Genomic DNA, 20,016 nt, shown 5'->3' on the forward strand with positions numbered 1-20,016 from the left:
TGTCATCTGTCAACAGTTGGCCTCGATTTCGGGAGCAAACCCCATGCAGGCCACGGCACATTCCGCTTCAACGCAATCGATATCCATGCCGCCGGAAACGCCTGGCCCCGGCCCGGTAGGATCAAGGCGTTAGACGATGACGGACCAGATGGGCGCCGATCAGCCGGCCATGGGCCTGCAAGGACGCGGCGGCATGCTGCTTCGCGCCATGCTCGCGCAAAATGTCGGGACGGGATGCGCGTTCGGCGGACTGGGCGTCAGCGTTCTGGCGCTGCAAGACCGCTTTCAGTCCTCATTGGGGATGGCCACGATGGGGCTGTCGCTCACGGTCTTTTCGATGACAGCCCTCGGTCCGGTTACCGCCGGGCTCATCTCGCGGTGCGGCCTGAGATCCGTGATGTCGGTCGGCGTCGTGACGTCTTTGCTCGGATATGTCGCGCTAGCCTACGCCTCGACCATGCCGCTCGCGCTCGCTGCCTGCGCCTTGTTGATAGGTCCGGGAGCTGCCCTTTTTGCAGCCCTGCCGCCCGCGGTCCTTGCAAGCGGCTGGTATCCCGATGAGCGCGGAAAGGTGATGGGAATTGCGTACCTGCCCTTGTTCGTCACATTCATACCGTTGCTGGGCGTGAGCATCATCCAGCGATATGGCTTGACCGCCTTCTACCTGTCGATTTCTGCCATTCACCTGCTGCTGCTACCGCTGATGCTAGGCGTGAAGGATCCACCGGCGGAGTGCCGGGAAGAGCAAGGCATCGTCGAGACGCCTGCCCAGGGCTCCGGACCGTTTCTTATCCTTGGCAGCGCCCTTTTCTGGCTGATCGTGCTGGGAGACGGCATTCTGAATGGCACGGCAATCGCCGGTTCCGCTCATATGCTCCCGATAGTCGAAGGATATGGCGTCTCCGTGGAAACCGGCGCGATACTCCTATCCGTCTCCGGCGCATCCAGCATCGTGGGGTCTCTCCTGGCAGGTTATGCCTGCGACCGCCTGGGCTCGGCAAAAACGCTCGCACTCGCGGCAATGGGCTTCGCGCTTGCCTGGTTGCTGATTGCGGCAACGGGATGGCTACCCGTCCTCACCCTGTCGGCCTTCCTGATCGGGCTTTGCGGAGCCGCGGTTTTCCCGCCTGTCAGCGCGCTGGTGGTTGAGGTCTTTGGCATCGACGCGCTGCCGAAGGTTCTCGGCCTGGTGGGTGTCATGACTCTTCCCTTCACGTTCATGATGGCGCCGGCCACTGGCTGGCTGCACGATCTGTCAGGAGGCTATGGGTCCGCCTTCGCTGCCTTGATCGCGACATGCCTGGTCGCGGCGGCGACGTTCCTCGGGATGAGCCGACATCTCGTGCGCAAGGCGGCAGAAGATGCCGATCTCGCCAGCGCTGCCTTATCGACCGCGAAGCCGGGCTGAGCCGGCTGGGCGCGTTGATCCCTGTGAACAGCCTGCGCTCTCCGTCTTGACAAATGTTGATACATTTCAACAATTGGAGTTCCATGAATCCTGTTCGCCGGGCGGCACGAAATGCGGTTTCAGAGATGAGCCTTCGCAAGGTCGTCCAAGGATTGCTTCGGACCGGCCGGCGACACTGATCAGATTAAACAAGAGAGGTCCAAGCTATGGCGCATACAAAATTTCACCTCGGATATTTCACCAAGTTTGGCGCCACGTCCTGGCCAGGGGACGGTAAGGAATTCGGGTCGCAATGGACGGACGGGTCCTATCACAAAGAACTCGCAAAGATGCTGGAGGCGGCGAAGTTCGACTTCATCCTATTCGAGGACAGTCTTATCGTGGGTGACCGCTACGGCGGCTCGATGGAACTCGACCTGAAAAATGCGACCCTGTCGCCCAAGCTGGATCCGCTTCCGCTGCTGCCCGTAATGGCGCAGGACACGTCCCACATCGGCCTGATCGCGACGGCTTCCACGACATTCTATCCGCCCTATTTGCTCGCCCGATTGCTCTCCACCATCGACTCCCTGACAAAAGGGCGTGCGGGCTGGAACATGGTCACGTCGAGCGAGAAGAATGCCGCCTTGAATTTCGGGATGGACAAGTTGCTTCCGCCGACGGTCCGCTATGACATTGCCGACGAGTTCGTCGAACTTTCCAGACAGCTTTGGGACTCCTGGGAAGACGGTGCCCTGGTCGCGAACACCGAAACAGGTGTCTATGTGGATCACACCAAGGTGCACACCATCAATTTCGAAGGCGAGCATTTCCGATCGCGCGGCCCGCTCAACGCCCTGCGTTGTCCTCAAGGTCATCCGGTCCTTTGTCAGGCAGGCGCTTCCGAACGTGGGCGTGATTTCTCCGCCAAGAATGCTGAAGTTATCCTGGGCATGATGACCGGCGGGGTGGCCGGGATGAAGGCCTATCGTGACGATATCCGGCGGCGCGCCGAGTCCTTCGGCCGCAATCCCGACGATATCAAGGTCGTCTACCTGACGCCGGTTCACATCTATCCTGACGGGGGCGAGCCGCCGGAGATGAGCGACGCCGACAAGCAATCGGCCTTCGAGCACAATATCGTCATGGCCTCATCCTCGCTTGACGTGGACTTCTCGCTCTACGACGTGGATGCCCCGGTTCCGCAAGACATTGTGGCAGGTGGCCATACCAGTGCGCTCGAGCACATGAAGAAAGCGGGGCGCGAGGAAGGCAAGTCTCTTCGGGATCTGTTTTCCACGGCCAAGGGCGCAAGTGGCATGGATTTCAGCGGCACGGCCGAACAGGTCGCCGATAAACTGATGGCCGTGATGGACGAGGTCGGCGGCGACGGTTTCCTCATCGAGGGATCAGGCTATAATCGCCAGCTGCCGGATCTGGTGAACGGCGTAATTCCCGCGCTGCAAAAGGCGGGCGCCGTCCGCACGGAATATAGCGGAACCACGCTGCGCGAAATATTGCGCGAATTTTAAAAGGATCATGCGGCAGCCATCCTGGGACGCCGCATAGCCGTCCGGTCATCGGCTGAGCCGGATGGCGATGACACATATCCTGCGCCCAAGGGAGCGCCAGACTGGCAACAGTTGGGCGCTCCCTCAAAGGCATGTCGAAACGCTGTTCTCGCAGATCCCTGATGATCCCCTGGCCGGTGTGGCTGCGGCAGGCGGGATCCGACAGAGAGGGGCAGCCGCCGAACCTCTGGATCGAGCGTGGCCGGTAGCAGCGAACGGAAGGATCGAAGGGCTTGGTCGCTGCGGTCACGGCGACGACGTGTGCTCGTCTCAATTTCTTACCGCTTCCGCGATCCTGGTCGCGGCACGGCGGCGGCCGGAGGGTGCGACCAAGTCGGGCCAAGCGTCGACCGGAACATCAGTTTGCGGCGTTGCAGGCGACAACCTGCCGATAATGCGGCTGCCGTTCCACGTGCAGCCGGCTTTCGCTCGGCCACCGGCTTAGTGGGCAAAAAAGCTTCGGACGTCGCGCTTCACACTTTGCCGGACCGCGGGCAGAAGTAGATCACTTTTCATGGATTCGGATCAGGGCTACGGAGCAACATGACCGAGAAAAAAGCGAAGAAGGCCAAGCTCGCTGCGCCACCTCGGCCAGGGGTCTATTCTCGCGGCTCCGACACGGTCGATGCCATTCTCAAGGCCGCCCTGCACGTCCTCATTGAGGAAGGCGCCTCGGCCTTCACCCTGCGCCGGATTGCTTCGGAATGCGGGATGAAGGTCGGCAATGTCAGCCGTCATTTTCCGCGCAAGGAAATGCTGGTGCAAGTGCTTCTGGAGGAACTGCTCAGCCCGAGCGAGGGAGAGGTCAGACGCCGGATCGTCAATTCGGGCATGCCGGCGGATGAAGCGCTCGCCCTCGTCATCGGCGGCAGTCTGGATGAAATCCAGACGAAGAAGATGACCCACCTGTTCACGGAATTATGGGCCATGGCCAATCATAACGCGTTCGTGGCGGAACGGGTCGAGCTCGTATATCGATATGTCCACAAATTGATCGCCAGTTTTGTGGCAGACCTCAACCCGGCTCTGTCGCCAGATGAAGTGGAAATCGTATCGGTCTATATCAGCGCTTCGATCGAGGGATCGACCATGCTGGCGGGATATGGCAAGCCTTGGAGCGGCATGATGCCCAAGATAAAAGGTATTGCGGTCAAATTCCTGGTTGATCTGGCCAAAACGATCACCTCCGAAGAAATTCGCGAACTTTCCTCCGCCACGCCGGCCAAGGCTTCTTCCCCCCGTCGCCCGGTGCGGGCTCGTTGAAGGCAAGTGGCAAGAGTTTTTGAGCGCTCCCCAAGCGGCCGTTCATCGGCCAATTCGCCGCCCGGATTCCCTGCGCCCCGTTTAAACGGCTGAGATCCGTCCAGACCTGCTGGCACATTTACCTTGTCACGGATGGCGCGTCGCAAACCTGTCGTCTGATCACCTCGTCCCCTGGGCGGGCGCGCTGATCGAAGCCGTTGTCGCGCAGAAGGCCTCGCGCGCTCCTCCTCGGCCTGTGAGCCTCAACGGCGCAATCAGTCGAGAGGCAAGGCGCACCGCTTATGTCGCCCGTCGCGACGGCGACAGCCTGCCGTCGTCTCATTTCCGCCCTTCTAAGAACCCCGGCTTCTCGAGGAAGGACGGATAAAGCGCCGCCAGGTGCTTGCCAATTAAATTATACAATGCTGTACGTTTTAACGCACAGTTCCTTGTGTGAGAGTGGGAAGGAATGAAAATGACGGGGCAGGCTGACAACGTAACTGGCCCTGGCACTCCCCACTGGTCGAGCGACGTGGAGGCGCCGCTCCTCATCGACACGGTCGAAGCATTCGCATGGGACCTCGAGGCGGACGTCGTGATCGTCGGTTATGGCGGGGCTGGCGTTGCTGCGGCCCTGGAAGCGCGCGAAGCCGGCCTGTCCGTGCTGGCGCTGGACCGGGCTACGGGCGGCGGAGCGACACGGATCAACGGCGGTATCTTCTATGGCGGCGGCGGCACCCCGGCCCAGCGCGAAGCCGGGGTGGAGGACACACCGGAAGACATGTTCAATTATCTGCGCATGGAAACGCAAGGGGTGGTGCGCGACGACACCTTGCGCAGATTCTGTGCGGAGAGTGCGGAAACCGCAGAGTGGCTGGCGCGCCACGGCGTTCGGTTCGAAGGGCGGCTCTATGCGAAGAAGACAAGCTACCCCCACACCGATTACTCGCTTTATCATTCGGACAACAGCCTCGCGCCGGATTACAAGGCTTTCGCCAGGCCTGCCGCGCGCGGCCATCGGGCATTGGTGGACCGCCTCGACGCGCCGATGGGCTATGGCAAGGGCTTGTACGATCCCTTGCGCGCGTCGGCGGATCGCGCGGGCGTGCTTGCCATGACTTCAACCACCGTTCGCCAGCTCGTCGTCGATACGTCGGGCAGGGTTGTGGGTGTCCGCGCGACCCGCGTTCCGACTGGTACCCGCAAGGGCCGGCGCTACGAAGTCCTGACCCGGCACGCCACCGCGCTGATCCAGCGATTACCCCCATCGCTTCCGGGCGCTGGCGCCATAGCGCGCCTGGCCGGGCGACTGTTCGCCAGCGCGCGCGCGATCGAGCGGTCAATCGGGGAAACGCAATTCATCCGGGCGCGTCGTGGTGTGTGCCTCTCGGCCGGCGGTTTCATCTTCAACCGCGAGATGGTCGCGCATCATGCCCCCAAATATCTGAAGGGAATGCCGCTCGGCACCCCCGGCGACGACGGTAGCGGGATTCGCCTCGGCCAGAGCGCCGGCGGGGCGGTTTCGAGATTGCACCATGGCAGCGCATGGCGTTTCATCAATCCGCCGACGGCGTGGGCACAGGGGATCGTCGTCGACCGCAAGGGCGATCGCTATGTCAACGAGATGCTTTACGGCGCATCGATCGGGATGGCGATGGTGGAGCACCGGGAAGGTGTTTGCTGGATCATCCTGGACGACAAGCAGTTTCGCGAGGCCAGGCGGCAGGCGCGGGACAGGAGCATCCTCGGCTTCCAGCGATATCCGGCGCTCCTGGCTATGATGCTGGGATCGAAAAGTGCTCCCACAATCGCGAGGCTCGCGCGAAAATGCGGGCTCGATTCCAACGGCCTTGAAGCAACGGTTGCACGGTACAATCTGCTGGCGGAGACCGGCGAGCGCGATCCCTTCGGCAAAGGGCAAGAGGATATCGTCGCAGTGATCGAACCACCTTTCCATGCCATCAACATGTCGATCGACGCCAGGCTCGGCTTTCTTCCTGTCCTGACACTCGGTGGCCTGAAAATTGACGAGAAAACCGGTGCGGTCGTCGACTTGCAGGACAAGCCTATTACAGGTCTGTACGCCGCCGGCCGGACCGCTGTCGGTATCTGTTCGAACATCTATGTGAGCGGTCTCTCGGTTGCCGACTGCATCTTCTCAGGCCGGCGCGCCGCTCGATCCCTCGCTGCGCCGCAAGCCCCCGCTCCGTCGCCCGCCGTGACACATCCGCCGGAGAGCCTGTTCCCCGCTTAGGCCCGGGTGGGGCGTGTCACCGCGATCCGCCGGCAACGCGGAGCGACCGCGGGTCCATCCTGCCGGCCCTTCGCGCCCGGGCACCACCTTCCAGCAGCGTGAAATGCCGCTTGGCACCGCGCGCGGGCACAGGAAAACGGCCCCTGCCCCGGTTCCCCAGATCGGCCGGACAGGGACAAGGCCCCGAGCAATGGTCTCGTCGCAGTCAGTGGAGCATCGAGCAGTAGCTTGAGGGCCTCGCGAAAATCGTCCAGACCGAAATCCGTCTGGCCCGTGCTCATACGAGCGGCCTCGAGAATATCCGCTTCGGGCAGCAACACCGGATTGGCATCGCCCCAGGCAAGCGCGCTGCGCTGGACATGGGACAATTGCGGTAGGAGCAGATCATCCATCGAGATTTCATTCGACATGGAGGGGTAGCAGGTTGGGGATTGGCGCAACAAGGGTGGCCGTGACCATGGTCTGGAGGTCCGCTGAAAATGCCCTGACGTGGTGCTCGTCGAGCGAGCCCGTGGCCTCCAGAAGATACGAATAGCCGGCTAGGCCGTGATAGAGCATGACGGACGCGACCATGAGGCGCTGGTCGGCGATCGCAGACGGAATGTCCCGATCAGCGAGCGCAGCAGCCAGCATCTCGTTCAGCCAGGTCGTTCGCGGCGTCACGAAGGACTGTTGAAGGAGTGTGCGGATGCCAAGCGTAGGAACGGCGATCATTTGGGCAATGAGACGGACGAAATCCTTGCCACCGTCAAGGTCGAGCAGCTTGGTCGCAACCGGCTCGACAAGGGCGGCCACGACCTCTTCGAGTCGAACTCTGGGCTGATGGTGCGATAACCTGTCGAATCTCTGGTCACGCTCTTCGGCAATATCCGGACCATGCTTGTCCAGAATCGCCTGGATCAGGCCCTTCTTGTTTCCGAAATGATATTGGCAGGCGCTGCCGTGACGCTGCTCGGCCACCTTGTTAATCTCGTTGAGCGAGACCGACTGCACGCCTTTTTCGGCGAACAGGCACTCGGCGACACGGATCAGTCTGGCGCGCGTCACGAGGCTCCGCGCGGTCGCTCGCGACGTTGGGCGGTCTGACCGAGATCGTGTGCCGCGTTCCCTTTCCACCCTGAGCCCCGCCAACCATCTCTCCTTATAGTGAGTACCCACTGAACTTTTGACGCCAAGCCGATACAGGCGTGCTCGACCCGAAAACGTGCAACGATAATCAGGCGATAGAGGACCAGGCCCTCGGTACGTTCCACCTGCAAGAGCGAACAGAAAAAGAGGCAGCCGATACGCTTCGAACTGGCGCTAGAACAATGCGACAACCCGAGCAGGCATGCCTGTCGCTGCTTCGATTGGCGGAACTCCGACGAACACCAGGCCGCCCGAGGGCGGCGCCCGGTTGAGATTGGCCAACGCCTCCAAACCCCACCGGCCACTTCGGAGCCAGGCCTGATGCACCGGAAAAGCGGGCATGGACTCACCGGCATCGAGCGACAGCGTATCCACGCCTATTCCACGCACCCCGCGCGCAATCAGCAAGGGAAGGACTTCAGCGCTAAAGCCCGGGCTTTTGCGTCGCTCCGTCGGTGGCAGGCTGCCAAAGCGGCGCAATTCCGCCAGCGGATCCCAGCCGGACGACATAGCGACGCAAGCATCGGCCGGGATGGGACCATATTGTCGCTCCCAGTCGGCAACATCGTCGGGCATTATCCGTGCCCCGCGATCCGCCTTCACCTTTGCGCTTATATCGATCACCACAAGGGGGCCGATCAATTCGCTGACGGGCAGGTCGCCGACCGAAGCTCCTTCCGGGGCGAAGTGGCGCGGGGCATCGAGATGAGTGCCCGTATGTTCGACGAACGAAATCCGGTTTAGGGCCATGCCGGCCGCTTTTCCCGAGCCGTCGACCGCTTGCACGGACAAACGGTCAGGGGTGAAGGCGAAGGCGCGCGTCAACTTGTGGGTGAGGTCGAGAACGGTGAGATTTCGACCATGAAGCGGCCGGGTGGTCATATCCGGAGTCCCGGCTTCGGCTTTGGCTCGCCCGCCTCCGCCGCCCGGTACGAGCACGCTCAGCACGCTCAGGGCCAGCATGTCCCGACGATCTATCATGGCGATCCTTTCGCTTTGAAATCGCCGTTTGACGTCAGAGCAGATCCAGGGCGCCGACCGCATGAACGTGGATTTTCAGGACGTCGACCTCGATCCATCCGCGCTTGTTCTCCAAGCGCGATCGTCATCCGGCAATCGAATGCCGTTGCAGCGGGCATCTTCATCCTTCCCGATATTGATCCATCGTCATGAGCACACCTCGCATGGTCGGTTCATGATCTGAGGCATCCGATCGGCTATTATGCCCGCAGACCGAGCGCCGGACATCTGCCAGGTGTCGGGTCCGGCCGGCGCGAGCGCCCTCAGCCACGCATCAGGGAACCGCCATTGACGTCGACTATGGCACCGTTGATCCATCGCCCGTCATCGGAGAGGAGCAAGGCCACCACCCCCGCATGGTCTTCCGATTCACCAAGCCGGGTATGCGGTGTGCGCGCCATGAAAAAGTCCGCCCATTTGCCCGCCTCCTCGGGATTGGCTTCCATCTGGCTTTTCATCTCGCCGGTGACCGTGAAGCCCGGGGCAAGAACATTCGCCGTCACCCCTTCCCGGCCCCAGCGCGAAGCGACATGCCGCATCAGCGCGTTTACGCCCGCTTTCGTCATGGCATAGGAAGGACGGGTCGGCTCCGCCCCCTGAGCGGATCCCGAACTCGTGTAGACGATGGCGGAGGCTTTATTCTTGAGAAGGTGCGGAAGGACCGCACGCGTGCACAGCAAGTGCCCCCGCAGGTTGACCGCCACTGTCCGGTCGAACACGTCGAGATCGACATTGAGCGCGTCGCTGTCCTGAAGGATGACGCGCAGGTCCGCCGCATTGATGTGCGCGCCATCCAGCCCGCCGAAACGTTCCACCACCGCGTTCACAGCCTGAGTGACCGAGGTCTCGTCAGCGATATCGACATGAACCGCGAAGGTTTCCCCACCCGCCGCCTCTGCGACCTTGGTCGCGCCTTCGAAATTAATGTCGGCGGCGCATACCCGCGCGCCCTCCGCCACCAGCCGTGCAACTGTTGCGGCACCTATGCCTGTGGCGCTGCCGAACACGATGATGCGACGGCCGATGAGACGGGAATTGATCATATTTTCCTCCGGACAAAAGACGGTTGATCGACACAGCGCTCTCGCAGGGTCGCGCGAGCCGATGGCTTGAAGCGCGCTCCAGCGCGGAGATCATGGCGGATTGATCGTTCTCAAAATCGCCTTCAACTGCGCATGCGTTGACGAGCTGTTTGGGCGTTTTGGCTCCCTTCTTTACCGTCTGAACTGCTTCGTCTGTGGGCGGGCACCCTGTAAGTATATACTTACAGCAGGGGATGGAGCTCAACGACCCGTTCCACGATGTGGATCGCGGAGGATGCATCCCCGGGCTTGCGATCCCTGCCTACCTCGTCCTCAGCGCCCGCTCAATAGTAATTGATTACTCACTTACATGAAGGGAGTATCGGGCAGGCGGCCCGAATCGGCTTTGCGCCGCCTCGATCGTGCCAACTGAAAACAGAAAGAGACAGGAGCAATCGGCATGCCGAAGAAATCCCATCTGGCCCGGATAACGGCTTTTGCCTGTCTGATCTCTCTGGGAACATCCGCCGTGGCCCAGCAAATCAGTGACGCCGTCCCGCCGGCCTTGCGGACGGTGACGGTCGATGCGGCGAAATCCCTCGGACCGATGAAAGCGTTGCGTGGCGTCAATTCGGGGCCGCTGCCCTGGAGCGACCGGCCCGCCGTCGAAAGGCTGAGCGACGAGGTCGAGGTTTCCGACCGAACGGGTTACCGCTCGCTGGGCGCCGATGCTTCGGCCGGGTACCGCCAGGCGAACGTCGATCTCGTCCGGATCCACGACAATTATGGTACGGGCGATATCTACGCAAACTTCCAGGGCACGCGCCTTATGGCCGACGGAACGGTTGTGCCGGCGTCGTCGCTCAATGCTCTCGTGATGTTTCCCAATCTGGCCGCGGATCCATCACATCCGGCCAACTATAATTTCGGACCGACCGACCGACTGATGAAGTCGATCTACGACATCGGCGGGCGAGCCTTGTTCCGGATTGGCGCGAGTGCAGGCGAGCGCAGCGGAGTGCCGAATGCCTTCACGACAGAAAGCGACTTTGAGCATTATGCGGACATAGCCCGTCATGTTGTCCTGCATTACAACAAAGGCTGGAATCAGGGATTCCATTATAATGTCAAATATTGGGAGGTTCTGAACGAGCCTGATGGCAGGTTCGATCCTCTTAAATATTACAAGCTTTATGGAAAGCTCGCCGCTGCCGTAAAATCTGCGGACAGGGATGCCCTGATCGGCGGCCCCGCGCTGATGTTCACCCACAACGGGCCGGATTATCGGGAGAGCTTCCTGAAGTATCTGCGCGCCAATCGGCTGCCGTTGGATTTCTGGACCTTCCACGACTATAATGTCGATGCGGCGGACCCTTATCTTTACGTGCGCCTGGGCGAGGACATGCGGAAGCTTCTCGATTCCCATGGGTTCCAGAAGACCAGCATCATCATGAGCGAGTGGAACGTCCTCGGTATCAATCCGGAGCTTCTGACGCTGGGCGGACGCGCGGCCTTCACAGCATCGGCGATCATCTACATGCAGGATTCGCCGATCGATGATCAGACCTTCTACATGGCCCCCAATCTTTTTGGGGAGGACGGCAAGACGTCCAACAAGATGGGCCAGGCGCTCATAGTCCTGGGCAAGATGAAGGACACGCCGATCCGGCTGTCTGTCCAGGGTGCCGACACCTATGGTTTTGCCGTCCAGGCCGGAAAATCTGCCGATGGTCAGGCGATCAACATCATTATCAGCAACTATGAGGTCCCGGCCAGCCTCCGGGGCCCGAGGCCGACGGGCGACAGGATCGAAGGCGGCGGCTACGCTATCAACCTCCTGCCGCGCCGCGCGATCACCTACGAGCGCAACGACGGTTTTGATCTTCGCGTCACCGGCCTCGAGGCCAACAAGTTGTATCGGGTGGAGCGCTACAGGATCAGCGATGTGTGGGACTATCGGTTGTTGAGCACCGTGACGGTCAAGGGAAGCGCCCTGAAAATCTCCCAGATTCTCGCCCCACCATCGATCGAGCTGGTGTCGATCTCGGTTTCGTCTTCGCAATAGGAGCGGCGCCGCCTTTCGGCCTGGGCCTCGAGCCTGCGTTGGCCCGGCAGGACGATGCGGCCTGGCAAGACGACCACGGGACGCCCCCGCCCCGCCGCGGCCTCCCGGCCGTCCAAGCCGCCATCTTGTAATTTGGACACAACTGTGCAATATAGAGTGCGTTGAATGGAGAGGACCTGAATTCATGCGAGTTTCAGCTATTGCCGCGCTTCTTCTGCTCGGCGTGACCCCGGTCATGGCCCATGCCCAGGCCAGCAGCACGGCGGTTTCAAGCGCCAAATTCTCGACTAGTGAGACCGAATTTGGCGACATTCTCGATGATCCGGCCGCAAAGGCCATCGTCGAAAAGCATATTCCGGGAATGACCACGAGCGATCAGGTCGACATGGCGCGCGCCATGACCCTGAAGGCCATCCAGCAATATGCTCCTGACGAAGTGACCGACGCCCGGCTCGCTGCGATCGACGCCGATTTTGCAAAGCTCGGTAAATAACAAACTGCCCGGCAGCCTCGCGCCGGTCCTTGCCTGAGGCTCGGACTGGCGCTTTTTTTTCGAACAAAGCCATCCCGGCCCGCTAATGCGGGCGGGGCCCCGTCCAGGGCTTTTAGCTGGAACGGCGAACCGGTCGGGCGCTCAAGCCCTCACGGCTTTTACCAGGGCATGCGCGTTTGCGCTCACTTCCTTGGCCGTCATGCCTGGCTTGTAGAGCGCTGAGCCGAGCCCGAAACCGGCCGCGCCGGCCTTTAGCCACGGCGCCATCGTTTCGACGCTGATCCCGCCGACGGGAAGGATCCGGGTGCCTTCGGGCAACACCGCGCGCATCGCGGAAACGACGGCCGGACGCACCGCTTCGGCGGGAAAGAGCTTGAGGGCCGTCGCCCCTGCGCGCAGCATGCGGAAAGCCTCGGTAGCCGTCGCGAAGCCGGGAATGGCAATCATGCCTCTCGCCCTTGCGGAGGCGACTACGTCTTCATCGGCATTTGGTGCAACTATGAGCGTACCGCCGACCTTTCCGACAGCTTCGACGGCCCCGGTGTCGAGGACCGTTCCGGCGCCGATGATCGCACGGCCGGCCATCGCCTTGGCAAGTGACGCGATACTGTCCAGCGGATCGGGCGAGTTGAGGGGCACTTCGATGAGGCGGATGCCCGCTCCGACCAGGGCTTCGCCTATCGAGACAACCTCATCCGGCTGGACCCCGCGCAGGATCGCGACAAGCGGACAGGCGGCAAAGCCAGCTTCGAACGAAGATATTGCGGTCATGATGACATCTCTTGGATAGCGGTCGCTCCGGCGACGAAGGCGGTCTGGCTGTCGATATGGCGAGGGTCCCCGCCGAGAAGGCCGATGGCACGGGCATATAAAGATCCCAGCTCCGCATCGGCGATGAGGTAGACGATTTGCCCGGAGACAAAGCGGGCAGCGACGTCGCTTCCGATCAGCAGGCCGCTCGCATAGCTTGCCGATGCCTGACGATCGCGCTTGCCGAGGACCGCCGCGGCCCGGACACCGAACAGTGCGCCCAGAAGGTCCCCCCCGGCGCCTGCGAGGACGCCTTCGCAAAAGGCGCCGTCGTCCAATGGCTGTTCGACCAGCTGCGGGGCAAGCAGGCTTTGCGTCTTCAGGAGAGCGAACATCTCGCCGGTCATGGCGGTCGTGAAATCGCTGATCTTGCCCTCTCGGACCCGGACCCATTTGCAATGCGTGCCTGGCTGGCAGACCAGCGCGTCCGGCGGAAGGTCGCCCGATGCGATGCTGCCGAGTATCTGGACCTCCTCGCCGCGCATCACGTCAAACCGCTTGTCCTGGTCGACCATCAAGCCCGGCACGATTGCCGTTCGATGCTCGACCGGGTGAAGGTTGCGCCCGAGATCGCCGATATCGGCCGGCAGGGCCAGATAGGGAACCTCCTGCCATCCCAGACTTGAGCCGACCATGCCGACGAGCAGCGCCGGCAGATCGCCGAGCTGGTCGCGTATCGTTGCAAGTTCCGCAGGATAGTCCGGACGGGACAGGAATTTCGCACCACGCCCGTCCCCGACAGCGGCGGCAACCGTACCGCCTTCGATCCGGTAGGCGCGCCGATGGGTGGTCCCCCAGTCTATGGCAAGAAAGGCGGGCATGCGCTTACCACCAGGTCGCATAGAGCGCGATCAGGATCAGGATCACACCAAGGCCGGCAAGGTTGAGAGCCCGCGATGTTGCAAAGAAGACGTCGTCGGTCCTGATCCGGTTGGCGCCTGCGCCCGCGGGCCACAGCAGCGACACCGCGACCGAGAGGAAGAGCGCCAGGAAGAAGACGATCAGCATCCGGTCCATGAACGGAACGCTGTTGAGCGGCTGCAGGGCACCGATCCCGACCGAGCCCCAGTCGAACCAGAAGATCGTCGAGAGCAGGACCGACGCGATGGCGGCCGAGACGGCGCCGGCTTCGCTTGCCCGCTTCCAGAACAGCCCGAGCAGGAAGATCACCGTGATCCCCGGCGTGAAGAAACCGGAAAATTCCTGGATGAACTGGAAAGCCTGCTCCGCCTTTCCGAGCAAGGGCCGCGCGGTCAGGATGGCCAGCAGGATCGACGCGGTTGCGGCGATCCGGCCGACCAGGACAAGCCGGCGCTCATGGCCGGATGAGGCACCATCTTCGGCGCTGCTCTTGAGATGCAGGTGCTTGGCATAGAGGTCGAGGGTGAAGATGGTCGCGATCGAGTTGATCTTGGACGCGGTGGAAGCGACGATCGCGGCGATCAGCGCGGCGAAGACAAGGCCGAGAAGGCCGGGCGGGAGCAGGCGCAACATCGTCGGATAGGCCTGGTCGGGACGATCGAGACCGGGCGCGAGGACCACCGCGGCGATCCCCGGCAGAACAATGACAAGCGGCATGAGGAGCTTGAGAAAGGCGGCGAAGACGATGCCTTTTTGCGCTTCTCCCAGCGACTTCGCCGCGAGCGCACGCTGGATTATATACTGGTTGAACCCCCAGTAGGAGAGATTGGCGATCCACATGCCCCCGATCAGCACCGACAGCCCTGGCAAATCCTTGTAGAAGGGGTTGTCGGGCGACAGGATCATGTCGAACTTTTCCGGTGCCCGACGGGTCAGTTCCGCAAAGCCGGCAAGCGCACCCTCACCCCCGCCGATTTCCGAAAGCGCCAGCCAGGACACCGTCAGCCCGCCCAGCACGAGCAGGGTGACCTGGACGATGTCGGTCAGCGCGACCGCCCGCAGACCGCCGCGCAACTGATAGACGAGCGCGAAGATGCCCAGCCCCGCGAGCGCAAGATCCTGGTCGACGCCCGCGACCTGGGCGACGGCGATCGACCCCAGCCAGATGATGGAGGTCAGGTTCACGAAGATGTAGAGCGCGAGCCAGAAGATCGCCATCAGCGTGCGGATGGAAGGACCGTAACGCTGCTCAAGGAACTGCGGCATCGTATAGATTTCGTTCCGCAGAAAGATCGGCAGGAAATATTTGCCGACGATGAGCAAGGTCAGCGCAGCCATCCATTCATAAGAGGCGATTGCCAGGCCGAGCGCGTAGCCCGAACCCGATGCGCCGACGATCTGCTCGGCCGAGATATTGGCGGCGATCAGCGACGCCCCGATCGCCCACCACGGAAGCGACTTGGACGCGAGGAAATAGTCCGCGCTGTCCTTCTCAACGCCGCCTTTGTCACGCGAAACCCATTGGGCGAGAACGAAGATCCCGATCGCATATGCCGCGACGACGATCAGGTCGATTTGCGAAAGCCCCATCATGCCTCTCCCCTTTGGCGCTTACGGCCGATCGAATCTCGTTTCAGCCTGCGAAGCGATGCGCGGGCAGACCGCGAACACCCGCATCCAGCTCGAAAAGCTGCCCCGCGAGGGGCTCGGTCACGCCGTCGGAAGCCGACGTCACGTAGAGGCGGTCCAGGTCGCGCCCGCCAAAGCAGAGGCTCGTGATCTGGCTCGCGGGCAAATCCACATGGCGTTGCGCGACACCTACGGCATCGAAGCATGTGATCCGGGCCGCCCCCCAATGCGCGATCCACAGGCCTCCTTCGGCATCGAAGGTCATCCCATCGGGCGAACCCCAGTCTTTGGAAAAGGCAATGAAGAGCGTTCGCTTCCCCAGCGAGCCATCGTCACGGACGGGAAAACGATAGACGTGGCCGAGGCGGCTGTCGGTGTGGAAGAGCCATCGCCCGTCCAGCGAAATGGCCGGGCCGTTTGCGATGCAATATCCCCGATCGACTTCATGGACGCGCATATCCCAGCCCAGTCGAAAGAGGCTGCCGCTCGGCTGATCGCCCGCCATCGGCATGGTTCCGGCCCAGATGCGGCCGGCGGCATCTGCCTTGGCATCGTTCAGCCGATTGCCGGGATGGTTCGGCTGAAGCGTCGCGATCGGGGTGATTGCAAACGGGTCGAGGGAAAGGAGGCAGATCTTGCCCCCGATACCGGCGACAAATCCGGTGCCGTCCTGGCGTTCGATCACCCAGCCGATTGTGTCGGGCATCGCCCAGTCCCGGTGAGCGCCTGACGCCGGGTGATAGCGGTTGAGCCGCTGGCCAAGAATGTCGACCCAGTACAGCGCCTGCTCGGCCTCGGACCAGAGCGGTCCCTCGCCGAGACGGTCCGCGTCACGTCGACTGATCGTGCGCACTTTCGTCATCAATGGCTGTCGCGCGGGAGGCCCCGGGTCTGGGCGATACGCTGATACTTGACGGCGGACTCGAGAACCGCGCCGCGGTCGAACTGGCCGACCAGTTGCCGCTGGATTTCCTGCCAGGGCGTCTGGGAGACAGGGTAGGTTTCGCCCTCGCCTCCAGCAAAATTTGCCCTGCGGTTCGCAAGCTCGGCCTCTGGAACCAGGAGGTTCACAGACCGTCGTCCCAGATCGACGCGGATCCGGTCGCCGGACCGGACGAGTGCGAGACCACCGCCGACGGCGGCCTCGGGCGCGGCGTTCAATATGGACGGACTGCCGCTCGTGCCCGACTGTCGCCCGTCGCCGATACAGGGCAAGGCGTGGACGCCCGCCCGGATGAGGGCGGCAGGAGGGCGCATGTTGACGACTTCGGCGCCCCCGGGATAGCCGACGGGACCGGCCCCCCGGATAATGAGGATCGAGCTTTCGTCGACGCCAAGCGCCGGGTCATCGATCCGACGATGATAATCTTCCGGCCCGTCAAAGACCACGACCGTGCCCTCGAACGCATCGGGATCGGCCGGATTGTCCAGATAGCGCGCACGAAACTCCTCGGAAATGACCGAGAGCTTCATCACGGCGCCGTCGAACAGATTGCCCGACAAAATGGTCAGGCCGGCCGCAACCTTCAGGGGCCGCTTGAACGGCCGGATCACGGCCTCATCCTCGATGACGGCGCCGGCGACATTCTCGGCGACCGTCCGCCCATTGCAGGTGAGCACTTCGCCATCGAGCAGCCCGGCGCGATACAGTTCGCCCATCACGGCGGGCACGCCCCCTGCACGATAATAATCCTCGCCGAGATATTCGCCCGCCGGCTGGAGGTTCACCAGCAGCGGCACATCGGCGCCCTGAGCCTCCCAGTCGGCGAGGTCGAGCGAAACGCCCATGTGGCGGGCAATGGCGTTCAGGTGGATCGGTGCGTTCGTCGATCCGCCGATCGCGGAATTGACGCGGATCGCGTTGAGGAAAGCAGGGCGCGTCAATATGTCCGAGGGCTTGCGATCGGACAGGACCATTTCGACGATCCGCCGACCGGTTTCATAGGCCATTTCCTGGCGGTCGCGATACGGCGCCGGGATTGCGGCCGATCCAGGCAGCGACATGCCGAGGGCCTCGGCGAGCGAGTTCATGGTCGTCGCCGTGCCCATCGTATTGCAATAGCCGGTGGACGGCGCGGAGGAGGCCACAAGCTTGATGAAACCCTGATAGTCGAGCTCGCCCGAGGCCAGCATTTGACGGGCCTTCCAGACGATCGTGCCTGATCCCGTCCGCTCGCCCTTGTACCAGCCGTTGAGCATCGGCCCGACCGACAAGGCGATCGCGGGAATATTGACGGTCGCTGCCGCCATCAGTGCGGACGGCGTCGTCTTGTCGCACCCGATGGTGAGCACCACGCCATCGAGGGGGTAGCCGTAGAGAAGTTCGACGAGGCCGAGATAGGCCAGATTGCGGTCTAGGCCTGCTGTCGGGCGCTTGCCTGTTTCCTGCAATGGATGCGTTGGAAATTCGATCGCGATGCCGCCTGCCTCGCGAACGCCGTCACGGACCCGCTCGGCGAGCACCAGATGATGGCGGTTGCAGGGCACGATATCGCTTCCCGACTGCGCGATGCCGATGATCGGCCGGCCGGACTGAAGCTCCTCGAGACTCAAGCCAAAGTTCAGATAACGCTCGATATAGAGCGCGGTCATGTCGGGGTTGGCGGCATCATCGAACCAGGCCCTCGAGCGCAGCGGTCGTGCCGTATCGGCGGCGGAGGTCCCTTTCCCGCCGGGCTTTTCGTCCATCTGCTTTCCCTCGCTCCCAGACGCGCCTGTCTGTCATTATCATATTAATATGACAAGATGATTCTACCAGTCGAAGGGACCGATGTCGGCACGGTCTCCGAGAAGGAATGCATCGGCGACAAGCCGGAACGGGCTGAGGTCGATATCGTCGGCACGCGCCTCGATGAGGGTGGCGAACCGATCATAGACCCGGGCATATTCCGGTCGGTTGTCGACAACGGCCTGAGGTGTGCCGTTTATCGACCAGCTCGCGCCACCGTCGCCGAGCACGAGCATGCCCTCCTCCGTTGCAACCGCGATCGTCCAGGTCTGCGGCCCTGCCTGGTCAAACGCAAAGGAGAGGTCGACATCGAAGCCTGCATCCGCAACTAGCCTCAGATCGGCGCGGATGGGCGCGGACCGGTTGGACGGAAAAGCCAGGTTGCTGCATTCGATCGAAAGGTGCGTTGCAAAAAGTTGAGTGAGGATCGAAAGCGCGTTGATGCCCGGATCGAAAACGCCGACACCGGGGTTCCAGATCCACTCCTGGCCAGGGTGCCAGACCCGCACATCCTCGAGCCAGTCGACCCGGACCTTCCTGATGCGCCGCGAGGCGAGCCATTCGCGCGCGGGCTCGACGGCCGGCGCCGCGCGCGAATGCCAACTCTGGTAGAGAATTGAGGTCGACGCGGCCGCGAGAGGAAGGAAATGCTCCGCCTCGGACAAGGTCGCCGCCGGCGGCTTTTCCATGAGCACGTCAAGGCCGAGTGCGAAGGCCTCGCGAAGCAGGGCCAGACGGTTGCTGGGAGGCGTGCAGACAGCGATCGCGCCGAGATCCGGGACCTGGTCCTTGAGCTCGACGAGCGTTGCGGCGACGGGGACGCCGAGATCCTGGGCGTGTCGGGAGACGGCGCCTGCAAACCGGAAGCGATCATCGCGGGCGATCGTTGGAATATGCTGGTCGCGCGCAATCTTGCCGATTCCGACGATCCCGATGGCAATGGTCATGATTTATTCCGGTTGTTCCGCACGATCGATCAGCGACAGGACGTCGCCGATGAGGCCGCGCATGGAGGAGCGGGCAAGGTCCCCATCGCCCGCGACGATTGCATCAAGAACCGCCTCATGTTCATCGATATTGGCTGTCCGACCGGCAATGCGGTTGGTGAACCGGATCGATACGCGCAGCGCGGTGCCGACCATGTCGCGGAACTGGATGTAGAAGGGGTTTCCCGAGGCCCGGAGCACGGCGACATGGAAGGCGATGTCGGCATCGAGCGCGTCATCCCTTCCCTTTTCGGCGGCGCGCATGCGATCGAGCCCCTGGCGGATGGTATCGAGCTGTTCGCCGCTGGCCCGCGCTGCGGCGAGCGCCGCGGCCTCGGGCTCGACCGCGACCCGCAGCTCGTTGAACTGGCGCAGGAGCCCGATCGAAACTGGCCGGTCAAGGAGCCAGCGCAGAACATCGGTGTCGAACAGGTTCCACGATTCTTCGGGACGGACGAACGTTCCCTGCTTGGGCCGCGAACCCAAAAGGCCCTTCGCGGTCAACATCTTCATCGCCTCGCGCGCGACCGAGCGGCTGATGCCATGTTCCTTCAGGATGTCCGCTTCGCTGGGGAAAGCGCGCGCGGCGAAATCCCCGACCACGATCGCGCGTCCCAGGATTTCCTGCAGTCCATAGGTGAGATTGCGGCCGAGATCTTCCTGCACCTGATGTCCCCTGAACAGACGGATGCCACGAGCGACGGCAAAACCATCCATATCTTATTTATCCGACAAGGAGGTCCGTTGCCTGTTGCGCGTCTCCCGGTCAACCTCGCTCGGTTCCCGCGCCGGCCATGCGCAACGTCCTGATTGAATTGCT

At 62.4% G+C, this 20,016-nt stretch carries 16 protein-coding genes; 6 read left to right on the top strand and 10 right to left on the bottom strand.

The annotated features are described in order from the left end of the window. Window positions 1-136 precede the first annotated feature (136 nt). The 4 genes from ACFB49_RS10835 to ACFB49_RS10850 all read left to right on the top strand — a co-directional run bounded on the left by ACFB49_RS10835 (window position 137) and on the right by ACFB49_RS10850 (window position 6,454). The gene (locus tag ACFB49_RS10835) at window positions 137-1,408 is read left to right on the top strand and encodes an MFS transporter (RefSeq protein ID WP_380879304.1); all 1,272 of its coding nucleotides are present in this window, start codon (window positions 137-139) and stop codon (window positions 1,406-1,408) included. 206 nt (window positions 1,409-1,614) lie between these two features. Next, the gene (locus tag ACFB49_RS10840) at window positions 1,615-2,919 is read left to right on the top strand and encodes an NtaA/DmoA family FMN-dependent monooxygenase (RefSeq protein WP_380879306.1); all 1,305 of its coding nucleotides are present in this window, start codon (window positions 1,615-1,617) and stop codon (window positions 2,917-2,919) included. Between the two features lie 582 nt (window positions 2,920-3,501). Continuing rightward, complete coding sequence (locus ACFB49_RS10845) at window positions 3,502-4,221, top strand: TetR/AcrR family transcriptional regulator (RefSeq protein ID WP_380879308.1); 720 nt, start codon at window positions 3,502-3,504, stop codon at window positions 4,219-4,221. A 454-nt stretch (window positions 4,222-4,675) separates the two neighbouring features. After that, window positions 4,676-6,454 (top strand): FAD-binding protein, encoded by a 1,779-nt coding sequence (locus ACFB49_RS10850; protein WP_380879310.1) that lies wholly within the window; start codon window positions 4,676-4,678, stop codon window positions 6,452-6,454. 399 nt (window positions 6,455-6,853) lie between these two features. On the opposite strand, the gene ACFB49_RS10855 is transcribed toward ACFB49_RS10850, so the two are convergent. From ACFB49_RS10855 to ACFB49_RS10865, 3 genes are all read right to left on the bottom strand, one after another. Beyond that, a complete protein-coding gene (locus tag ACFB49_RS10855; RefSeq protein WP_380879312.1) occupies window positions 6,854-7,501 on the bottom strand; it encodes a TetR/AcrR family transcriptional regulator in 648 nt (215 codons plus the stop codon). A gap of 255 nt (window positions 7,502-7,756) precedes the next feature. After that, the gene (locus ACFB49_RS10860) at window positions 7,757-8,545 is read right to left on the bottom strand and encodes a cyclase family protein (RefSeq protein WP_380879314.1); all 789 of its coding nucleotides are present in this window, start codon (window positions 8,543-8,545) and stop codon (window positions 7,757-7,759) included. Between the two features lie 320 nt (window positions 8,546-8,865). Next, entirely contained in the window at window positions 8,866-9,645 is a 780-nt protein-coding gene (locus ACFB49_RS10865) for an SDR family NAD(P)-dependent oxidoreductase (protein ID WP_380879316.1), read from the bottom strand. A gap of 508 nt (window positions 9,646-10,153) precedes the next feature. Here ACFB49_RS10865 and ACFB49_RS10870 point away from each other — a divergent pair. Next, window positions 10,154-11,689, top strand: coding sequence for a hypothetical protein (locus ACFB49_RS10870; protein ID WP_380879318.1), 1,536 nt, complete (start codon window positions 10,154-10,156; stop codon window positions 11,687-11,689). Between the two features lie 184 nt (window positions 11,690-11,873). Next, entirely contained in the window at window positions 11,874-12,182 is a 309-nt protein-coding gene (locus tag ACFB49_RS10875) for a hypothetical protein (protein WP_380879320.1), read from the top strand. A gap of 141 nt (window positions 12,183-12,323) precedes the next feature. On the opposite strand, the gene ACFB49_RS10880 is transcribed toward ACFB49_RS10875, so the two are convergent. The 7 genes from ACFB49_RS10880 to ACFB49_RS10910 form a co-directional block, all read right to left on the bottom strand. Then, window positions 12,324-12,953 (bottom strand): 2-dehydro-3-deoxy-6-phosphogalactonate aldolase, encoded by a 630-nt coding sequence (locus ACFB49_RS10880; RefSeq protein ID WP_380879322.1) that lies wholly within the window; start codon window positions 12,951-12,953, stop codon window positions 12,324-12,326. Further along, window positions 12,950-13,813 (bottom strand): 2-dehydro-3-deoxygalactonokinase, encoded by an 864-nt coding sequence (locus ACFB49_RS10885; protein WP_380879324.1) that lies wholly within the window; start codon window positions 13,811-13,813, stop codon window positions 12,950-12,952. The genes ACFB49_RS10880 and ACFB49_RS10885 overlap by 4 nt, the downstream gene beginning before the upstream one ends. A gap of 4 nt (window positions 13,814-13,817) precedes the next feature. After that, window positions 13,818-15,443, bottom strand: a complete 1,626-nt coding sequence (locus ACFB49_RS10890; RefSeq protein ID WP_380879326.1) for a sodium/sugar symporter — start codon at window positions 15,441-15,443, stop codon at window positions 13,818-13,820. 43 nt (window positions 15,444-15,486) lie between these two features. Then, on the bottom strand, window positions 15,487-16,344 hold the full coding sequence (locus ACFB49_RS10895; RefSeq protein WP_380879328.1) for an SMP-30/gluconolactonase/LRE family protein: 858 nt from the start codon (window positions 16,342-16,344) through the stop codon (window positions 15,487-15,489). Beyond that, complete coding sequence (locus tag ACFB49_RS10900; protein ID WP_380879330.1) at window positions 16,344-18,170, bottom strand: IlvD/Edd family dehydratase; 1,827 nt, start codon at window positions 18,168-18,170, stop codon at window positions 16,344-16,346. The genes ACFB49_RS10895 and ACFB49_RS10900 overlap by 1 nt, the downstream gene beginning before the upstream one ends. A 63-nt stretch (window positions 18,171-18,233) precedes the next feature. Beyond that, on the bottom strand, window positions 18,234-19,157 hold the full coding sequence (locus tag ACFB49_RS10905; RefSeq protein WP_380879332.1) for a Gfo/Idh/MocA family protein: 924 nt from the start codon (window positions 19,155-19,157) through the stop codon (window positions 18,234-18,236). Between the two features lie 3 nt (window positions 19,158-19,160). Then, complete coding sequence (locus tag ACFB49_RS10910) at window positions 19,161-19,913, bottom strand: FadR/GntR family transcriptional regulator (protein WP_380879334.1); 753 nt, start codon at window positions 19,911-19,913, stop codon at window positions 19,161-19,163. Window positions 19,914-20,016 lie beyond the last annotated feature (103 nt).

This window comes from Sphingomonas sp. DBB INV C78, assembly GCF_042693015.1.
Taxonomy (GTDB): Bacteria; Pseudomonadota; Alphaproteobacteria; order Sphingomonadales; family Sphingomonadaceae; genus Sphingomonas_E.